This window comes from Flavobacterium cupreum (assembly GCF_003996965.1).
In the GTDB taxonomy this organism is placed as follows: domain Bacteria; phylum Bacteroidota; class Bacteroidia; order Flavobacteriales; family Flavobacteriaceae; genus Flavobacterium; species Flavobacterium cupreum.
In genome coordinates this window covers 153,887-172,139 of the sequence record NZ_QWDM01000009.1, presented here as the reverse complement: position 1 = coordinate 172,139, position 18,253 = coordinate 153,887, and the positions used below count along the sequence as shown (strand labels likewise).

The 18,253-nt window shown below is 40.6% G+C and carries 13 protein-coding genes; 9 read left to right on the top strand and 4 right to left on the bottom strand.

What is annotated here, in order from left to right; all coding sequences use genetic code 11:
- The first annotated feature begins 9 nt into the window (after positions 1-9).
- The 3 genes from D0817_RS15285 to D0817_RS15275 all read left to right on the top strand — a co-directional run bounded on the left by D0817_RS15285 (position 10) and on the right by D0817_RS15275 (position 3,348).
- On the top strand, positions 10-1,038 hold the full coding sequence (locus D0817_RS15285) for a glycoside hydrolase family 43 protein (RefSeq protein WP_127339251.1): 1,029 nt from the start codon (positions 10-12) through the stop codon (positions 1,036-1,038).
- 24 nt (positions 1,039-1,062) lie between these two features.
- Positions 1,063-2,235: an aldose epimerase family protein gene (locus D0817_RS15280; RefSeq protein WP_127339250.1), complete on the top strand. Its 1,173-nt coding sequence runs from the start codon at positions 1,063-1,065 to the stop codon at positions 2,233-2,235.
- Between the two features lie 135 nt (positions 2,236-2,370).
- Positions 2,371-3,348, top strand: a complete 978-nt coding sequence (locus D0817_RS15275) for a glycoside hydrolase family 43 protein (RefSeq protein ID WP_127339249.1) — start codon at positions 2,371-2,373, stop codon at positions 3,346-3,348.
- A 72-nt stretch (positions 3,349-3,420) separates the two neighbouring features.
- On the opposite strand, the gene D0817_RS15270 is transcribed toward D0817_RS15275, so the two are convergent.
- The 4 genes from D0817_RS15270 to D0817_RS15255 form a co-directional block, all read right to left on the bottom strand.
- The gene (locus D0817_RS15270; protein ID WP_127339248.1) at positions 3,421-4,044 is read right to left on the bottom strand and encodes a methyltransferase family protein; all 624 of its coding nucleotides are present in this window, start codon (positions 4,042-4,044) and stop codon (positions 3,421-3,423) included.
- 69 nt (positions 4,045-4,113) lie between these two features.
- Positions 4,114-4,680 (bottom strand): Crp/Fnr family transcriptional regulator, encoded by a 567-nt coding sequence (locus D0817_RS15265; protein WP_127339247.1) that lies wholly within the window; start codon positions 4,678-4,680, stop codon positions 4,114-4,116.
- A 96-nt stretch (positions 4,681-4,776) separates the two neighbouring features.
- Complete coding sequence (locus tag D0817_RS15260) at positions 4,777-6,297, bottom strand: PAS domain-containing sensor histidine kinase (protein ID WP_127339246.1); 1,521 nt, start codon at positions 6,295-6,297, stop codon at positions 4,777-4,779.
- Between the two features lie 99 nt (positions 6,298-6,396).
- Positions 6,397-6,702, bottom strand: coding sequence for a TIGR03643 family protein (locus D0817_RS15255; protein ID WP_127339245.1), 306 nt, complete (start codon positions 6,700-6,702; stop codon positions 6,397-6,399).
- A 310-nt stretch (positions 6,703-7,012) separates the two neighbouring features.
- Here D0817_RS15255 and D0817_RS15250 point away from each other — a divergent pair, with 310 nt between their 5' ends.
- The 6 genes from D0817_RS15250 (at position 7,013) to D0817_RS15225 (ending at position 18,247) form a co-directional block, all read left to right on the top strand.
- Complete coding sequence (locus tag D0817_RS15250; RefSeq protein ID WP_127339244.1) at positions 7,013-7,696, top strand: SDR family NAD(P)-dependent oxidoreductase; 684 nt, start codon at positions 7,013-7,015, stop codon at positions 7,694-7,696.
- 15 nt (positions 7,697-7,711) lie between these two features.
- Positions 7,712-9,145, top strand: coding sequence for an SDR family oxidoreductase (locus D0817_RS15245; protein WP_127339243.1), 1,434 nt, complete (start codon positions 7,712-7,714; stop codon positions 9,143-9,145).
- A gap of 318 nt (positions 9,146-9,463) precedes the next feature.
- Entirely contained in the window at positions 9,464-9,844 is a 381-nt protein-coding gene (locus D0817_RS15240; protein ID WP_127339242.1) for a response regulator, read from the top strand.
- Positions 9,845-9,964: 120 nt separating this feature from the next.
- Complete coding sequence (locus D0817_RS15235) at positions 9,965-11,407, top strand: ATP-binding protein (protein ID WP_127339241.1); 1,443 nt, start codon at positions 9,965-9,967, stop codon at positions 11,405-11,407.
- Between the two features lie 3 nt (positions 11,408-11,410).
- On the top strand, positions 11,411-11,842 hold the full coding sequence (locus tag D0817_RS15230) for a response regulator (protein WP_127339240.1): 432 nt from the start codon (positions 11,411-11,413) through the stop codon (positions 11,840-11,842).
- 45 nt (positions 11,843-11,887) lie between these two features.
- The gene (locus D0817_RS15225) at positions 11,888-18,247 is read left to right on the top strand and encodes a HAMP domain-containing protein (RefSeq protein ID WP_127339239.1); all 6,360 of its coding nucleotides are present in this window, start codon (positions 11,888-11,890) and stop codon (positions 18,245-18,247) included.
- Positions 18,248-18,253 lie beyond the last annotated feature (6 nt).

The following is an 18,253-nucleotide window of genomic DNA, read 5'->3' as shown; positions in this document are numbered from 1 at the left end:
AATATATAAATGAAAAAATACCTAATTCTCTTTCTTTTCGCGATTGTTTCTTTGGGATATGCGCAGGGACAAACCTTCTCAAATCCTATTTTACCTTCGGGGGCAGACCCTTACAGCACGTATTATAAAGGATATTACTATTACACCAATACACTTCAGGACCGTTTGGTTTTATGGAAGACAAAAAGCCTGACCGATCTTAAAAATGCGGAAAGCAAAGTAATCTGGAAAGCACCAGAGGGAACCGATTATTCGAAAGACATCTGGGCACCGGAATTTCATATCATCAACGGAAAATGGTATGCATATTTTGCCGCAGATAATGGTGACAACAATACGCACAGAATGTATGTTTTAGAAAATAAAGCGTCAGATCCGTTTAAGGGAAAATGGGAATTTAAAGGAAAAATTGCCGCAAAAACAGATAAATGGGCGATTGACGGAAATGTTTTCGAATACAAAAAACAGCTTTACATGATTTGGGCCGGCTGGGAAGGCGATACCAACGGACAACAGAATATTTACATCGCCAAAATGAAAAATCCGCTTGAAATTGAAGGCGACAGGGTTATGATCTCCTCTCCGACGCACGACTGGGAAACGCATGGTGCTTTACACGATGACATCAATCCGGCTCAGGTAAATGTGAATGAAGGGCCCCAGTTTTTAGCGAATGGGGATAAAATCTTCATCGTATTTTCTGCCAGCGGTTGCTGGACCGATTATTACGCTTTGGGATTGCTGACCTTTAAAGGAGGAGCTAATTTACTGGATGCGGCTGCCTGGGAAAAATCACAAGAGCCTATTTTTAAACAATCCGATAAAAATAAAGTGTATGCACCGGGTCACAATTCATTTTTTAAATCCCCGGACGGTAAAGAAGACTGGATTTTGTACCATGCCAATTCAAATCCCGGAGAAGGCTGCGGCAATAAAAGATCACCAAGAATGCAAAAAATCAGTTGGGATGCAAACGGTTCTCCGGTTTTGGGCGAGCCTGTAAGCGAAGCCACCCAATTGGCAATTCCTTCAAAATAATCTGATAACATTAAAATTATAAAAATGAAAAATATAAAAATAGCAGCTGTTGTAGTACTGGCACTTTTTCAGTTCAGTTGTAAAGACAGTAAAAAAGAAGTTCACACTAAGGAAACTGCTGAAATCGCAACAGATTCGGTACAACCGGTTTTGGAAACTAAAAATTTCGATACGATCATTGACGGTAAAAAAGTCAGTTTGTACTGGATTGAAAATAAAGGAATAAAAGCCGCATTCACCAATTACGGAGGAAGGCTAATCGGACTCTGGGTGGCCGGTAAAAACGGAAAACAAACAGATGTTGTCGTAGGAATGAACAGCGCAAAAGGCTTTAAAACCTCCACAGAACCCTATTTCGGCGCCACAATCGGAAGGGTTGGAAACCGAATAGCAAAAGGGCAGTTTACTCTGGAAGGAAAACACTATCAGGTGCCTGTAAATAACGGGAAAAATGCTTTGCACGGTGGTATCAAAGGCTTTCAGGATGTGGTTTGGGATGTGGATAAAACCAATGAAAATACTTTAGTTTTCAATTATACGTCACCGGACGGAGAACAGGGCTTTCCGGGAAACCTGAAGGTAAAAGTAACCTATACGCTGGAAGCAGATCAGACCGTTAAAATGGAATACGAAGCGACAACCGATAAAACTACGGTGGTCAATTTAACCAATCACGCTTTTTTCAATCTGAACGGAGAGGGAAGCGGAACGATCCTGAAACACGAACTGCAAATTTATGCCAACGAATTTACTCCGGTAGATGAAGGTCTGATTCCAACAGGACAACTGAAACCGGTTGCGAACACCGTTTTCGATTTCACTTCAAAACATACCATTGGAGAACGCATTGAAACGAAAGACGAACAGTTGAAATTTGGAAAAGGATACGATCACAATTATGTCCTAAACGGAACAAAACAAAGAGGAATGAACCATGCCGCGACAATTTCCGGCGACAAATCAGGAATTACACTGGATATCTATACCCAGGAACCGGGCCTGCAATTCTACAGTGGAAATTTTATGCAATCAAAAAATACGTTTAAATCAGGCGCAAAAGATGATTTCAGAACTGCTTTTGCTTTAGAAACACAACATTTCCCGGATGCTCCGAACCAGCCAAAATTTGCATCGATTGTTTTGAAACCTGGACAAAAATACCATACGGTTTCGTATTATCAGTTTTCGGTGAAGTAGAGGAGGTAGATAATTAGATAATTAGTCAATTAGATAACTTGAAACCTGAAACCTGAAACCTGAAACTAGAAACTTTGGAATTTGGAATTTAAAATTTTTGGAATTTAACTATGAAATAACAGCAAAAGCAATTAGATGAAAAAAATAATAACCTTAGTAAGCTTTATGAGTGTGTTCGGGGCTTGTTCGCAGGAAAACAATTCAGCGGCGAAACCTGTTGAAGCGGTGGCAAAAAACATTTTTGTGGCCGATCCGACTATTTTTTATAGTAAGGGAACTTATTATTTGTATGGAACCACAACCGGAAACGTAGCCAATGGCGAGGGATTTTTAGTATATACTTCTCCGGATTTAAAAAAGTGGAGTGAACCGAAAGGAGCGCAAAACGGACTGGCCCTGAAAAAGGGAGATGCTTTTGGAGACAAGGGATTCTGGGCGCCGCAAATTTTAGAATACAATAAAAAGTTCTACATGATTTACACTGCCAACGAAAATATTGCTGTAGCCAGTAGTGACAGTCCGTTAGGGCCTTTTAAAAATGAATCGAAAAAGCCAGTTATAGAGACCGGAAATCAAATTGATCCTTTTATTTTTATTGATGAAGACGGCAAAAAATATTTATATCACGTAAAACTGACCAATGGCAACCGAATTTTTGTGGCGGAGATCAACGATGATCTGCAAAGTATTAAACCGGAAACCTTAACCGAATGTATTTCAGGAACTTTACCCTGGGAAAATACCGAAAACACCAGCTGGCCCGTCACGGAAGGACCAACGGTTTTAAAACACAATGGTTTGTATTACCTGATTTATTCGGCAAATGATTTTAGAAATATTGACTATGCTGTGGGCTATGCCACCAGCAAAAGTCCTTTGGGACCGTGGGAGAAATCAAAAGACAGTCCGGTCATTAGCCGAAAAAATACCGGTCAAAACGGAATCGGTCACGGCGATATTTTTTGGGATCAGAATCAGAAAATGCATTATGTGTTACATACGCATTTCAGCACTGCAGAAGTTTCACCAAGGAAAGCTGCCGTTATCGATGTCGAATTTACGGGTAACGAATTAAAAGCAGTCCCGGGTAGTTTTAACTTTTTGAAGAATTAAAGCATACAATCCAGCTTAATGGAAAGAAGGCAGGACTGGTCAAGATAGAATGTTGACGAGTCCTGCCTTTTATCATTTTAAAAATTTAGGCAGCAGTATTCCTGTTTTCGCTTTATAAAGATCAAACGACGCATGACGCGACATCGATCGGTCTTTATTGCGCATATTGCGAAAGAAGTAGGCTGTCCAGCAAGCTAGTATCAAAAAAGGAAGCCAGTGCCAGGATAGAAGTGCATACGATCCGTAGATTAGAATTTCTCCTAAATAGTTGGGGTTGCGTGTACGGGCAAAAAACCCCTGATCGATGATTCCTTTTTTTAATTGCAACGTATAGTGCTTCTGGGCATCGCTTACATAGTGCATAAAAATTCCTAAAGTATAAATAGCAGGTGCGGCAGCGAATACCCAGGCAGGCAGCATTATATTTCGTGATATCAGCAGAAAAGGAGCAATGTAATAGGCAGCGAGGGGCAAAGATGGAGTAAGAAAGCCAATCCATACCGGGATTTTTTGTTCAAATCTTTTATCGGGATACAGGTCCTGTTTTAAGAGCCATAACAGGGAATACGTACCATGAAGCCCCAGATAAAGAAAAGAAGAAGCTCCCCAGTTATTGTAGAACCACATTAAAAAAAGAACAACAGGTACTACAAGTATTTTGTGTGCATTGATAATAAAATTAACAGTCAGTTTCATAAGTTCTATCTTTTATAATTATTTGATGCAAAATTGTAAAAGATAGTGATGCAGGACAATGAACCCAGGTTAAGAAATTCGTTTTCTTATCCGGCTTAAAGCCTGAGGCGTAATGCCTATATAAGAAGCGATATATTTTAACGGAATATATTTTATTAAATGAGGCTGATGGGTGAATAATTGTAAATACCGCTGTTCGGCAGAGTCTTTCAGAAAGGAAATTTCCCTTTTTGCTTTTTCAAGGAAAAGAGCTTCTCCGGCAAGTCTGCCAATATAATTGCCTTCCTTAGAGGAGTGATATATACTTTGGAGATCATCGAAGGATATTTGCCATACCACGGTATCCACTAAAGTTTCCAGAGCATAAGTGCAGGGCATCCGGGTGAGAAAAGAATCATAAGCACTGACGAATTGCCCCTCAAAAGCAAAGCCAAAAGTTATATCTTCCAGTTCTCCGGGAATAAAAAGCCGTACAATACCTTTATCTATAAATGAAAGCCAGTTTTCTGTGTCACCGCTGTTAATAAGCAGTGTTTTTTTTGGAATCTTTTTTTGTTCCAGTTTTGATGAAAATAAAATCCAGTGCTCTTCGGTCAGCTGTAATGTCTTTTCAAAATAAGCCTTTATTTGCTCCATCCTCCTTTTTTAATTTGCATTGTAATTTAGGATAAATTAAATGAAAAAAGCAATGGGTTGAGAAAGTAGTGTTGAAACTCATGAATTTTAAAAGTTTTAATTGATCGCATTATTTAGTATAACATCCTGTTTTAAAGGCAGCGTTACAATAAATTCTGCACCATTATCTTTTTCTCCGGTAGCGGTAATCGTTCCGTTATGTCGTTTCGTGATTTTTCGGCAAAGAGCAAGACCAAGACCATTTCCTTCATATTCGTCTTTTGAATGCAGTCTTTCAAAGGCAGTAAAAATCCTTTCGGCAAATACAGGGTCCATACCGATTCCGTTATCTTTGATGGTGATCGCCACTGCGTCAACTCCATTAATTGTTGTTGACGAACAGGTTATAATTACACGCGGAGGCAGATCCGCTTTTGAGAATTTAAGGGCATTTTGCATCAGGTTATAGAAAAGCTGACTGATAAGAATTGGGGCTCCTTCAATTTCCGGCAGGTCGCAACTAACGAAGATGGCACCTTTTTCTCTAATAACAAGCTCGAGATCTATCTTTATATTTTCAATAACTTCATTGAGATCAATGGGTTCAATCGGCTGTGTGTTTTTGCTCAAAGTCGAATACGATAGTATCCCCTCAATGATATTCTGCATTCTTTGTGTGGACTGATCAATTTTGTTGAGATACTTTTTACAATTTTCATTAAAGTCCGTTTCTTTTTCATTGCGTAAAAGTGCGTTGAAAATTTTTATTTTCCGGACAGGCTCCCGCAGGTCATGGCTCACAACATTGGCAAAATGCAAAAGATCATCATTGGATCTCCTTAATTCTTCGGTACTGTCGGCAACCTGTGTTTTTAGTTCTTCCTCAAATTGCCGCTGCTCATTAATATCCTGAATGATCCCGATAATCGTAGTTGGGACGCCGTTTTCATCCTTGATAATTTCACCGTTGATTTTGGCCCATTTTATAGACTTGTCCTCATTTACGATACGGGTTTCATAAGATATTTTCCCTGACAGGAGTGCCTGCTCATGCGCTTTTTCTCTGATACTTACGTCATCGGGGTGCAGCTTTGCAATGAGTTCTTCATTGGAAACATCCCTGTCTACAGACCAGATAGAATTAAATTTTCCGGATGTTTTTATTTTTTTTGTCGCCAGATCAATTTCGTAGGTCCCCATGCCAGACGTGTCAATCGCCATTCTGAGTCTTTCCTCTGAACTTTTGATCTGTTGTTGCGCCAAATGAAGGTCTGTTACATCTGTACCGGTATTCATTACTCCGTAAATACTGCCTTCAGCATCTTTGAGGGGTATAAAACTATAGTTGAAATAATAAGTTGTCATTGTCCCGTCAATAATCAGATCGACTCTTTTATTCTTGCCGTGAAAAGGTATACCGGTTCTGAGTACGCTGGTGGCTTCTTTAAAGAAATCCTCATTTTTAATTTCAGGCAGCACCTCCAGATAATTTTTTCCTATTACCTGATCACCTTTGCCCCAGGTTTTAATCATGGCACTGTTGGCGAGTTCTATTTTGAGCTCACTTCCTGAGTACACTGCAATAGGCAGGGGTGTATTATCCACTATATCATTTAAGAGTTCAATATTTCGGTACATGGCGGGGTCTTTATTTTTTTAGCGAATCTATACTTTTATTTGATTTATTTGTTACATCAGGTCAGGAAAGTGTTTCATAATTTCATGTATTGTATTAAATTAATGAACTGACCTGTTTTTTCGTTTAGATATTTTATTATTCGAAATGGAACGTTGTTGCTTTGATTTAAATCGGTCTATTCCGGTGATGCGTTTTGCTTCATGTTTGGTAGCGCAATGCTCCACGCGTTTACGCCATAGCTTATAACTGCTGAATTTCAGTTCTTTCTTCATAAGAGCCCTGACTTCGGCCTCAGACAAATTAAATTGATACTGAATGGCGTCAAAAGTCGTGCGGTCTTCCCAGGCCATTTCGATGATACGGTCAAGTTCTATGGGAGAAAAATCAGGATTTTTTGGTTTCATATATTTAATTTCATTTTTATAAATACCATTGGAGATTTCCAATGCAAAAACAATTTATGTGATATACTTATCAATAAGCATTATTCATGCTGCAGTATTAAAGGTAATCAATTGTAAATTATTTTGTTTAATGTTTTCTGAAAATAGTTAAACATTTTTGTATCTTTAACAATATTAAGATGAATGATATGAGTTTGTATACACTTTGATTGAATTCAAACGAAAAAATTAGTACTTAAAATCTCACTATGCTATGCGCCAAAAAATCATCTAGAGCAGATGCAAGATACAATTAATAAACTTAAAAAAAATGAACAAAATTGTAATTATTGGAGGAAGTAAAGGGATAGGCAGTGCTATTTTGCTGCAGCAGCTTGAAAATCAAATGGTGTATAATATCAGCAGGACCGCACCTCATATTTCCCATCCCAATTTGGTGCATTTTCAAGTAGATGTGCTTCATGAGGAGCTGCCTGATATTGAAAATATCGATTCCCTGATTTATTGTCCCGGATCTATTACCCTCAAACCCATTTCGAATTTGAGTATTACTGATTTCAGGGATGATTTTGAAATTAATGTCATTGGCGCAGTTCGGGTTATTCAGAAATACCTGCCTGTTTTAAAAATGGGAAACAATCCCTCAATTGTATTGTTCAGTACCGTGGCCGCAAAACTAGGCATGCCTTTTCATGCCAGTATCGCTGCTGCAAAATCAGGAGTTGAAGGACTGGTGAGATCACTTGGCGCAGAACTTGCTCCGACAGTCCGAATAAATGCGATAGCACCAACAATCACAGAGACATCGCTTTCAGCTTCAATTTTGCGAAACGAACGGATGAAAGAAAACATGAAAGAACGCCATCCGTTGAAAAATTACCTGAAAGCAGAGGAAGTTGCCCAGATGGCTGATTATCTTATTTCGGAAAAAGCAGCTTCGATTTCAGGACAGGTTTTCCAGATGGATTACGGCCTGGTGAGTTTTAAATTATAACTAAAAAAAATAAAAATGAAAATTCTTCTCACCGGTGCTACAGGTTATATTGGAAAACGTCTTTTGCCTTTGCTAATGGATCAGGGGCATGAGGTTATCTGTTGTGTACGCGATAGCAACAGGTTTTACTATCCTGAAGAATTTACCAAAAATATAAAGGTTATTGAGGTTGATTTTCTAAATCAGCAGAGCCTGAAAAACATTCCGGCTGATATTGACGCAGCGTATTATCTCATTCACTCCATGTCCGGAGCCGCTTCGAATTACGATGAACTTGAAAGTATCTCGGCACGTAATTTTACAGAACAGTTAAATCATACAAATGCCAGACAGGTCATTTACCTGAGCGGGATTGTAAACGATACCTCATTATCCAAACATTTGTCCTCGCGAAAAGCAGTAGAGGATATTTTAAAGAGCGGGCCAATTCCGGCCACTACCTTAAGGGCGGGAATTATAGTAGGCTCCGGCAGTGCCTCATTTGAAATTATAAGGGACCTGGTAAATAAACTGCCGGTCATGATCACACCCAAATGGCTCAATACCAAATGCCAGCCTATTGCCATTAGTGATGTTTTGGAATTCCTGATAAAATCACTCCTGAATCCTGCTACCTATCAGCAGAGTTTTGATATCGGAGGGCCTGATATTCTTACTTATAAAGAAATGCTGCTGCAATTTGCCAGGGCAAAAAAACTCAAACGATATATTTATACCGTACCCGTGATGACGCCAAAATTATCCTCTTACTGGCTCTATTTTGTAACGTCTACCTCCTTTAAATTAGCGGCTGCGCTTGTGAGCAGTATGAAAGTAGAAGTAATATGCCGGGATAACCGGATCAATACATTGCTGGGAGTAGTACCGATGACTTACGAAAAAGCGCTGGCAAGGGCTCTGGTTAAAATCGAGGAAGATGACATCCTGTCCAGTTGGAAAGATTCCATGATTAGCGGACGATTTAGCGGGAGTTTGGCACAATACCTCAAAGTACCTAAAAAAGATTGTTTTATCGATCGTAGAAAAAGAGCCATCATAGACAGGGAGTATACTATTGAAAAAGTATGGGCTATAGGTGGCGAAACAGGATGGTATTACGGAGACTGGCTTTGGAGCCTCCGGGGAGTCATTGACAAGATTTTCGGAGGGGTTGGATTAAGAAGGGGGAGAACCCATAAAAAGAATATTAACGCAGGAGACGTGATCGATTTTTGGCGTGTGGTGTACGCAAACAAAAAAGAAGGAAAATTGATTTTGTATGCCGAAATGAAATTACCGGGAGAGGCATGGCTGGAATTTAAAATAATTAACAGTACGTTATATCAGGCCGCTACTTTCAGGCCAAAAGGAATTTTAGGTAAACTATACTGGTATTCTGTTTTGCCCTTTCACGGTTTTATTTTTGACGGTATGATTCAGAAATTAATTGAAACAGCCCGAAATGATTGAATCAATATAAAGAGGAACGAGTAAGTATAGAAAAATAAATATCCTTTTTTATTTTCAACTTAAAATTTAAAATGCCATAATTAAAATAGGTCATCTTTTAACAGAATTCCTGGTCCGGACTATGATTGAAAACAAGAAGGGTAATTATTCCTGCTACTAGCAGATGCTATTGTAATTTATCAAATGATTTCATTCGTTATTCTGCTTTTATTTGTTAATTTATTTGTTTTTTTATAAGTAATTTAATTACTACATTTGAGAAGCAAAATACATTATTGGCCAATATGGTCAGTAATGGTGTGCGCTGACCAAAGCAAAATGACCTATAAAAATATTCTCCAGATTGATGATGACTCAGATGACTGCGAATTGTTCATGGAGGCGTTACAGGCTGTTTCTTCAGCTTTTTGTACGTCAGTTAATGATCCGTTGGAGGCCTTGAGAAGGCTGGTTGAAAAAGAAATTCAGCCGGATGTTATTTTTCTTGATCTGAATATGCCCATTATGTCGGGTATGGAATTGCTGGGGGAATTGAAAAAGCAGGAACTTTTAAAAGACATTCCCGTTATTATTTTTTCTACCTCTGAGCTTGATAGTATTAAAAGAGAAGCCAAAGATTATGGTGCTTTCGATTTTATTTCCAAACCCAACAACTTTAGCGAGCTTAAAGGAATTCTTAGAAAATATACAGTGGATTAGCAGCTGGTTTTATGAAGTAGGCTTATTCACTATAATTTATTAGTGATATATAAAATACTTTTTTTAGTGTTTATGGATGATTATTAACGGTTTTAAATATCTCGCTTTTAATTTTTGAGAATGAAGTTATCGACCCAGATTCTTTTAGCGTTTACCCTCATAATTTTGCTGTCCGTTGCGGACTCGTATACCAATTATATGCTGTCAAAGAAGGTGCAGCGCAATTCGTTATTTCTGGCCAGATCAGAAGAAATCATTCGTAATTCCAATAAAACCCATAAAACAATTATCGAGATGCAGAGTGCTTTTCGCGGTTACCTGCTGACAGATGACCGTACTTTTCTGCATTCTTATTTCAAGGGAATAAAGATGGTTCCTCTTCTAATAAAAGAACAGCAGCTGCGAATAGGGAACACGAGTAAACAGCGGATCATATTGGATTCCATCAATACACTTCATGCCGACTGGCTCAAATACTCGGAAGGACTGGTTCAGGCCAGAACCACTAATTCAGAATCCTATAAAAACCTTTTCGAGCATTCACTGAAAAAACATGTCGGAAAAAAAATAAACGACGCCATCGCCGGAAAGTTCTTGCGCTTTGATAAGATAGAATATAAGAAGCGGAAATATCACACCGACATGCTGATCGATTCTATGCGATATGCGCGTTCTTTTTCCCTTATTTTTCTAACGCTCACAGTTATAGTAGGCGTATTAAGTACGTTGTTTATCATGTATGTAACCCACAGGAGAATTAATTCTATGGTACGTCTTGCCGAAAACATCTCAAAAGGAAATTTTACTATAATGAAGGATACGCGAAACGACGAGCTCACCCAGCTTGCCACTTCCCTCAACAGTATGTCATCAAAACTCGATAAAAATATTCGGGAATTAAAAAACAGAAACACCGAGCTCAATAAGTTTGCCTATGTAGTGTCGCATGATCTAAAAGCACCTATTCGCGGAATCCATAATGTCGTCAGCTGGATCAATGAAGATCATGACCGGGAGCTTTCCCCCGAACTGAAAAAATATCTTCAGATCATTCCGCAGAAAACCCAACGTATGGAGGCTCTGATTAACGGTTTGTTAGATTACGCCAGACTTAACATAAAAGCAGCTCCCGAAAAAATCAACACCAATGCACTGGTTCAGGAAATTACCGATTCGATAATCACCAGAAATATAATTCTGGAAATCGACGACCTTCCCGATTTGTACACCGAAAGAATTAAACTGGAGCAGGTATTTTCGAATTTAATCAGCAATGCCGTAAAATATACCCCTCAGGAGGAAGGAAAAATTAAAATCAGCTGCAGGATATTTTCGGAATTTTACGAATTCTCGGTAAAGGACAATGGTATTGGAATTGCACGGGAATATCATCAGAAAATATTTGAAATATTTCAGACGCTCCGGGAACAAAATGAACAGGAAAGCACCGGGGTCGGGCTGGCAATTGTAAAAAAAATAATCGATGACCACCAGGAAGATATCATGGTTAAATCGGAATTGGGAAAAGGAACCGAATTTATCTTTACCTGGAGAAATAATTAAGTTATGAAAAAACCAACCATTTTATTAATCGAGGACGATGAGCTCGATATCATAAGCGTTGAGCGATCTTTAAAGAAATTAGAAAGTGACTATGTGCTTCATTCGGCGTACAATGGCATTGAAGCCTTAAAAATGCTTAGGGATGTCAATTTAGGATTAGTTCCCGATGTGATACTTTTAGATATCAACATGCCCCGAATGAACGGAATAGAATTTCTGAAAGTAATCAGGGAAGATAAAAACCTCACCGATTTAAAAGTGTTTATCATGACCACTTCCTCAGAAGGAGATGACCGCCTGGAAGCCGAAAAACTCGGAATATCAGGGTATATCATAAAACCGCTTAACTATACAGAGAATACAAAAAGATCAGATTCTATGGATGCCTTCGTACAATTTCACTTAAGGAAAATATTGCTTGACGAAAGTATTTAGGATTGGCTTATAATTTTTTAATCATTCTATAAAAGAATTGAGAACATGAAAAAAGTAAAAGAAAATAAGAAAGAGGCTGCAGAAATAGTACTGGCTCTTCCTATTGTTTCCGGTGAAAAACCAGTAAAAAATAAAACAAAAAAGGCAGCCGCAGAAGAATCTATCTTAACCGATGCAGAGTTTTTAAAGATCTTGCTGAAAGTCAAAAATGGTAATTTTACGCAACGTTTCCCAACCGATCAGAACGGAATTAAAAGATCGATCTGTGATACTTTAAATGAAATCATCGATCTTAATGAAAGAATGGTTTTTGAATTTCAGAAAGTAGGGAAAAGCATTGGTAAACAGGGAAAATTAACCAACAGGGTAGCCCTTGATGGTGCAAGGGGCTCCTGGAGTTCCTGTGTAGATTCGGTAAACACGCTTATTTCGGATCTGGTGCATCCTACCATCGAAATTGCACACGTAATTACCTCGGTGGCAAAAGGAAACTTATCGCAGGAGATGCCGCTGTCTATTGAAGGGAATCCGCTTCAGGGAGAATTCTTAAGGATTGCCAAAGAGGTAAACGGAATGGTAAAACAGCTGAACCTGTTTTCCATGGAGGTGACCCGTGTGGCACGTGAGGTAGGTACAGAAGGTAAATTGGGAGGTCAGGCAAAAGTGAGGGGAGTTGGAGGAGTTTGGAAAGATTTGACCGACTCCGTAAATAAGATGGCCTCTAACTTAACCGGTCAGGTACGTAATATTGCCGATGTAACCACGGCGGTAGCAAAAGGAGATTTATCCAAAAAGATTACCGTTGACGTAAAAGGAGAAATCTTAGAATTAAAAAATACCATCAATACCATGGTGGATCAGCTGAACTCGTTCTCCTCTGAGGTAACGCGTGTGGCACGTGAGGTAGGTACTGAGGGAAAACTGGGCGGACAGGCACAGGTAAAAGGAGTCGGGGGAACCTGGAAAGATTTAACGGATTCGGTAAATCAGATGGCTTCTAACTTAACCGGACAGGTACGTAATATTGCCGATGTAACCACGGCGGTAGCCAAAGGAGATTTATCGAAAAAAATTACCGTTGACGTAAAAGGGGAAATCCTCGAACTTAAAAATACTATCAACACCATGGTGGATCAGCTGAATTCCTTTTCTTCCGAGGTGACCCGTGTGGCCGTAGAGGTGGGATCGGAAGGAAAACTGGGAGGCCAGGCAAGAGTGCGTGGTGTCGGTGGGGTTTGGAAAGATTTAACGGATTCGGTAAATCAGATGGCATCCAACTTAACGGGACAGGTACGTAATATTGCCGAGGTAACCACAGCGGTAGCCAAAGGAGATTTATCCAAGAAAATTACCGTAAACGTTGCGGGAGAAATCCTGGAACTTAAAAATACCATTAATACGATGGTGGATCAGCTGAACTCTTTTGGAGCCGAGGTAACGCGTGTGGCGCGTGAGGTAGGTTCAGAAGGAAAGCTGGGAGGCCAGGCAAAAGTAAAAGGAGTTGGGGGAACCTGGAAAGATTTAACCGATTCGGTGAATCAGATGGCTTCTAACCTAACCGGTCAGGTACGAAACATTGCCGAGGTAACAACGGCGGTAGCGAATGGTGACCTTTCGAAAAAAATTACGGCTGTAGCCGAAGGAGAAATCCTGGAGCTGAAGAAAACCATTAATACGATGGTGGATCAGCTGAACTCCTTCTCTTCAGAGGTTACGCGTGTGGCACTTGAGGTAGGTACCGAAGGAAAACTGGGAGGCCAGGCAAAAGTAAAAGGAGTTGGGGGGACCTGGAAAGATTTAACGGACTCGGTGAATCAGATGGCGTCCAACTTAACCGGCCAGGTGCGTAATATTGCCGAGGTAACCACAGCGGTAGCCAAAGGCGATTTATCACGTCAGATTACCGTAGATACAAAAGGAGAGATCCTCGAGCTTAAAAATACCATTAATACGATGGTAGGCCAGCTGAACTCGTTCGCCTCGGAAGTAACCCGTGTGGCGCGTGAGGTAGGAACCGAAGGAAAACTGGGAGGTCAGGCGCAGGTGGAAGGTGTTGGAGGAACCTGGAAGGATTTAACAGATTCGGTAAACCAGATGGCATCGAATCTTACCGGACAAGTACGTAACATTGCCGAAGTAACCACAGCGGTAGCAAAAGGCGATTTATCGCTCCAGATTACCGTTGACGTAAAAGGAGAAATCTTAGAGCTAAAAAATACGATTAACACGATGGTAGATCAGCTGCGGGGCTTTGCTTCGGAAGTAACCCGTGTATCGAGAGAGGTAGGAACCGAAGGAAAACTGGGAGGTCAGGCGAATGTACCGGGAGTTGCCGGAACTTGGAAAGATTTAACCGATTCGGTGAATCAGATGGCGGGGAACTTAACCGCCCAGGTTCGTAATATTGCCGATGTGGCGATTGCGGTAGCCAATGGGGATATGTCCCGAAAAATTACCGTGGACGTTCGCGGGGAAATTCTTCAATTGAAAGAAACCCTAAATACGATGGTGGATCAGCTTCGTGAATTTGCCTCCGAGGTAACCCGTGTGGCGCGTGAGGTAGGAACCGAAGGAAAACTGGGAGGCCAGGCGAATGTGCCGGGTGTTGCGGGAACCTGGAAAGATTTAACCGATTCGGTGAATCAGATGGCAGGTAACTTAACCACTCAGGTGCGTAACATTGCCGAAGTAACGATTGCCGTGGCCAACGGGGATATGTCGAAAAAAATTACCGCAGACGTTCGTGGAGAAATCCTGCAATTGAAGGAAACCGTAAATACGATGGTGGATCAGCTGCGTGCCTTCGCCTCCGAGGTAACCCGTGTGGCGCGTGAGGTAGGAACGGACGGAAAACTGGGCGGACAGGCGTTCGTACCGGGAGTTGCCGGAACCTGGAAAGATTTAACGGATTCGGTGAATCAGATGGCATCGAACTTAACCGATCAGGTGCGTAATATTGCCGAGGTGACCAAAGCCGTAGCCAATGGCGACCTTTCGAAACCGATTACGGTTGACGTAAAAGGAGAGATCCTGGATTTGAAAAACACCTTCAATACGATGGTGGAACAGCTGAACTCTTTTGCCTCCGAGGTAACGCGTGTGGCGCGTGAGGTAGGAACCGAAGGAAAACTGGGAGGACAGTCGGAAGTGAAAGGGGTTGCCGGAACCTGGAAAGATTTAACAGATTCGGTTAACTTAATGGCCTCCAACTTAACCTCACAGGTTCGTGGAATCGCCAAAGTAGTAACTTCTGTAGCCAAAGGAAACTTAAAACAAAAATTATCAATTGATGCCAAAGGGGAGGTGGCCCAATTAACAGATACTATCAACGAAATGATTGATACGCTCGCAACCTTCTCCGATCAGGTAACTACCGTGGCGAGAGAGGTGGGAGCCGAAGGAAAACTGGGAGGCCAGGCCAACGTACCGGGAGCATCAGGAACCTGGAAAAACTTAACAGAAAACGTAAATCAGCTGGCGGCGAATCTTACCACTCAGGTACGTGCGATTTCTGAGGTGGCTTCTGCGGTAACACAGGGAGATTTAACGCGAACCATTGGTGTGGAAGCCAAAGGAGAGGTTGAGGCCCTGAAAGATACCATCAACCAGATGATTTCGAACCTGAAAGCCACCACTTTGAGAAATCAGGAACAGGACTGGTTAAAATCGAATCTGGCGAAATTTACCCAGATGCTTCAGGGGCAAAAAGAACTGAATTCGGTGACCAAAAAAATCCTGTCAGAGCTGGCAACGGTGGTGACCGCCCAGCACGGATTGTTTTATATCCTGCAGGAAGACGAACAATTCATGGATTCCAAATTAAACCTGATTGCTTCGTATGCCTATATTAAAAGAAAAAATTCCCCGACGCAGTACGCGATGGGAGAAGGACTGATTGGACAGGTTGCTGTAGAAAAAGAAAGAATTATTCTGAGCAATGTACCCAAAGATTATATCAGAATCAATTCGGGCCTTGGAGATGCCAAACCCAAAGACGTTATTATCCTGCCCGTATTATTTGAAGGCCAGTTAAAAGCGGTTATCGAACTGGCATCGCTGGATACGTTCAGTGAGACGCATCTCGATTTCCTGGAAGGATTAACAGAAAGTATCGGTATTGTACTGAATACGATCGAATCGAACTCCAGAACCGAAGAATTGCTGGTACAGTCACAATCATTGGCAGGAGAGCTGAAAAGCCAGCAGGAAGTATTGAAAAATACGAACGAGGAACTGGAAGAAAAAGCCTTTTTATTAGCGAACCAGAAAGAAGAGGTAGAGCTTAAAAACCAGGAAGTTGAGGTAGCCAGAAAAGCACTGGAAGAAAAAGCCGATCAGCTGACTTTAACCTCCAAATACAAATCGGAATTCCTTGCGAATATGTCGCACGAGTTAAGAACGCCGTTAAACAGTTTGCAGATTTTAGCGAATGAACTGATTGCGAATCGTGACGGAAATTTATCTGAAAAACAAATTCAGTTTGCAAAAACAATCAATTCGTGCGGGGATGACCTTATCCAGCTGATTAACGATATTCTTGACTTATCCAAAATTGAATCCGGATACATTTCCGTGGATTACAATCCGATTAGTTTTGAAGAAATCAGCCGATTTGTAGCTTCTACTTTCAATCCGATTTCAGAAGCCAAACACCTTCGTTTTAATATTATAATGGACGACAATCTTCCGGAATTGATGGAAACCGATTCACAACGTTTAAATCAAATCCTGAAAAACCTGCTTTCCAACTCCTTCAAGTTTACCGAAAAAGGAGAAGTTAAACTTAAAATATACAAAGCCAACAACAATTGGAAAACCAATAACATCAGCCTTGAAAATGCAGAAGCGGTGGTCGCTTTTGAAATTTCAGATACCGGAATTGGAATTTCGAAAGAAAAGCAAAACATCATTTTTGAAGCCTTCCAGCAGGCGGAAGGTTCGACCAGCCGTAAATATGGCGGTACAGGTCTGGGACTGTCCATTAGCCGTGGACTGTCGGATTTATTAGGCGGAAGTATTGAACTGGAAAGCGAAAATAATGTGGGAAGTAAGTTTACGTTATTTTTGCCTTTGAAATTTGTACATATTGCCGAAATTGAAAATATCGATGTCACTGAAGAAGCCGATCAGAAAGGCCGTATCAAATCGTTACCGTCAGAAAAATTCAACAGATCTGATATTGATTTGTTCTTTGTGGATGAGGTAGGCGATGACCGAACCGATATAAAGCCAAACGATAAAGTGTTACTGATTGCGGAAGACAACCTTACTTTTGCTAAAATCATGTTAGAACAGGCCCATAATAATGGCATTAAAGCGATTGTGACGACAAAAGGGAACGACGTTATTGACTTTATCAATCAGTTTCATCCGCACGCGATCACCATGGACCTTAACATGCCGGATACCAGCGGCTGGAAAATCCTGGACCGTTTGAAAACCGATTTCAATTTACGCCATATTCCCGTTTATATTATTTCCGGTGAAGATGAACGCAACAAAGGACTGAAACGCGGTGCGAGAAACTTTCTGCTGAAACCGGTAAAAAATGATTCGCTGACACAGTTATTTAATGATATTCATGACTTTAAAAACAAGAAGATCAAAAATCTGCTGGTCGTAGACGACAACGAGGCAGAGCTGAACAGAATACTGGAAGCCGTAAGCGGAGATGATATTGTGGTTTCGGCAGCAAAAACAGCCAAAGAAGCCGTTACTTTATTAGGAAAAAAATCATTTGATTGTATTATCTTAGATTTGGTATTGCCGGATGCAGACGGTTTAGATCTTATTAATGATCTCGAAAATAATATTGCAGGACAGGAAACAGCGATTATTGTGCATTCTGCCGGAGATGTCAACAAGCAGCAAAAAGCAAAACTGAACCGGTTTGCCCACAGCATTATTGTCAAAAGCGTAGATTCTATAGAAGAACTGGTAGATCAGACGGCCCTGTTTATGCACCGTGTCCATAAGGAACTTCCGGAACTGATGCGCGAAAGAATTGAATCTTTTTATTTAAAAGAAGATGTATTACAGGGTAAAAAAGTACTTTTGGTCGATGACGATGTTCGAAATTTATTTGCCCTGACAACCGCATTAGAGCGCTACGGTCTTGATGTTATCAGTGCCGAAAGTGGTCAGGAAGCCATTGATCTTCTCAATGAAGACGAGGCAATAGATATTGTTTTAATGGATATTATGATGCCGGAAATGGATGGATATGAAACCATGAAACACATTAGAAAAGACCCAAGACATAAAGATCTGACTATTATCGCCGTAACGGCAAAAGCCATGAAAGGGGACAGGCAGCGCTGTATTGAATCGGGGGCTTCAGATTATATGACAAAACCTGTAAATGTTGAACAATTATCCACGTTGATGCGTGTATGGCTTAAATAATTAATA

Bases quoted from the DNA above. Each gene is read 5' to 3' on its own strand.
- D0817_RS15250 (WP_127339244.1), top strand. From the start codon at position 7,013: ATGAACAAAATTGTAATTATTGGAGGAAGTAAAGGGATAGGCAGTGCT.
- D0817_RS15240 (WP_127339242.1), top strand. From the start codon at position 9,464: ATGACCTATAAAAATATTCTCCAGATTGATGATGACTCAGATGACTGC.
- D0817_RS15230 (WP_127339240.1), top strand. From the start codon at position 11,411: ATGAAAAAACCAACCATTTTATTAATCGAGGACGATGAGCTCGATATC.
- D0817_RS15260 (WP_127339246.1), bottom strand. From the start codon at position 6,297: ATGTACCGAAATATTGAACTCTTAAATGATATAGTGGATAATACACCC.
- D0817_RS15235 (WP_127339241.1), top strand. From the start codon at position 9,965: ATGAAGTTATCGACCCAGATTCTTTTAGCGTTTACCCTCATAATTTTG.
- D0817_RS15245 (WP_127339243.1), top strand. From the start codon at position 7,712: ATGAAAATTCTTCTCACCGGTGCTACAGGTTATATTGGAAAACGTCTT.
- D0817_RS15275 (WP_127339249.1), top strand. From the start codon at position 2,371: ATGAAAAAAATAATAACCTTAGTAAGCTTTATGAGTGTGTTCGGGGCT.
- D0817_RS15285 (WP_127339251.1), top strand. From the start codon at position 10: ATGAAAAAATACCTAATTCTCTTTCTTTTCGCGATTGTTTCTTTGGGA.
- D0817_RS15225 (WP_127339239.1), top strand. From the start codon at position 11,888: ATGAAAAAAGTAAAAGAAAATAAGAAAGAGGCTGCAGAAATAGTACTG.
- D0817_RS15255 (WP_127339245.1), bottom strand. From the start codon at position 6,702: ATGAAACCAAAAAATCCTGATTTTTCTCCCATAGAACTTGACCGTATC.
- D0817_RS15265 (WP_127339247.1), bottom strand. From the start codon at position 4,680: ATGGAGCAAATAAAGGCTTATTTTGAAAAGACATTACAGCTGACCGAA.
- D0817_RS15270 (WP_127339248.1), bottom strand. From the start codon at position 4,044: ATGAAACTGACTGTTAATTTTATTATCAATGCACACAAAATACTTGTA.
- D0817_RS15280 (WP_127339250.1), top strand. From the start codon at position 1,063: ATGAAAAATATAAAAATAGCAGCTGTTGTAGTACTGGCACTTTTTCAG.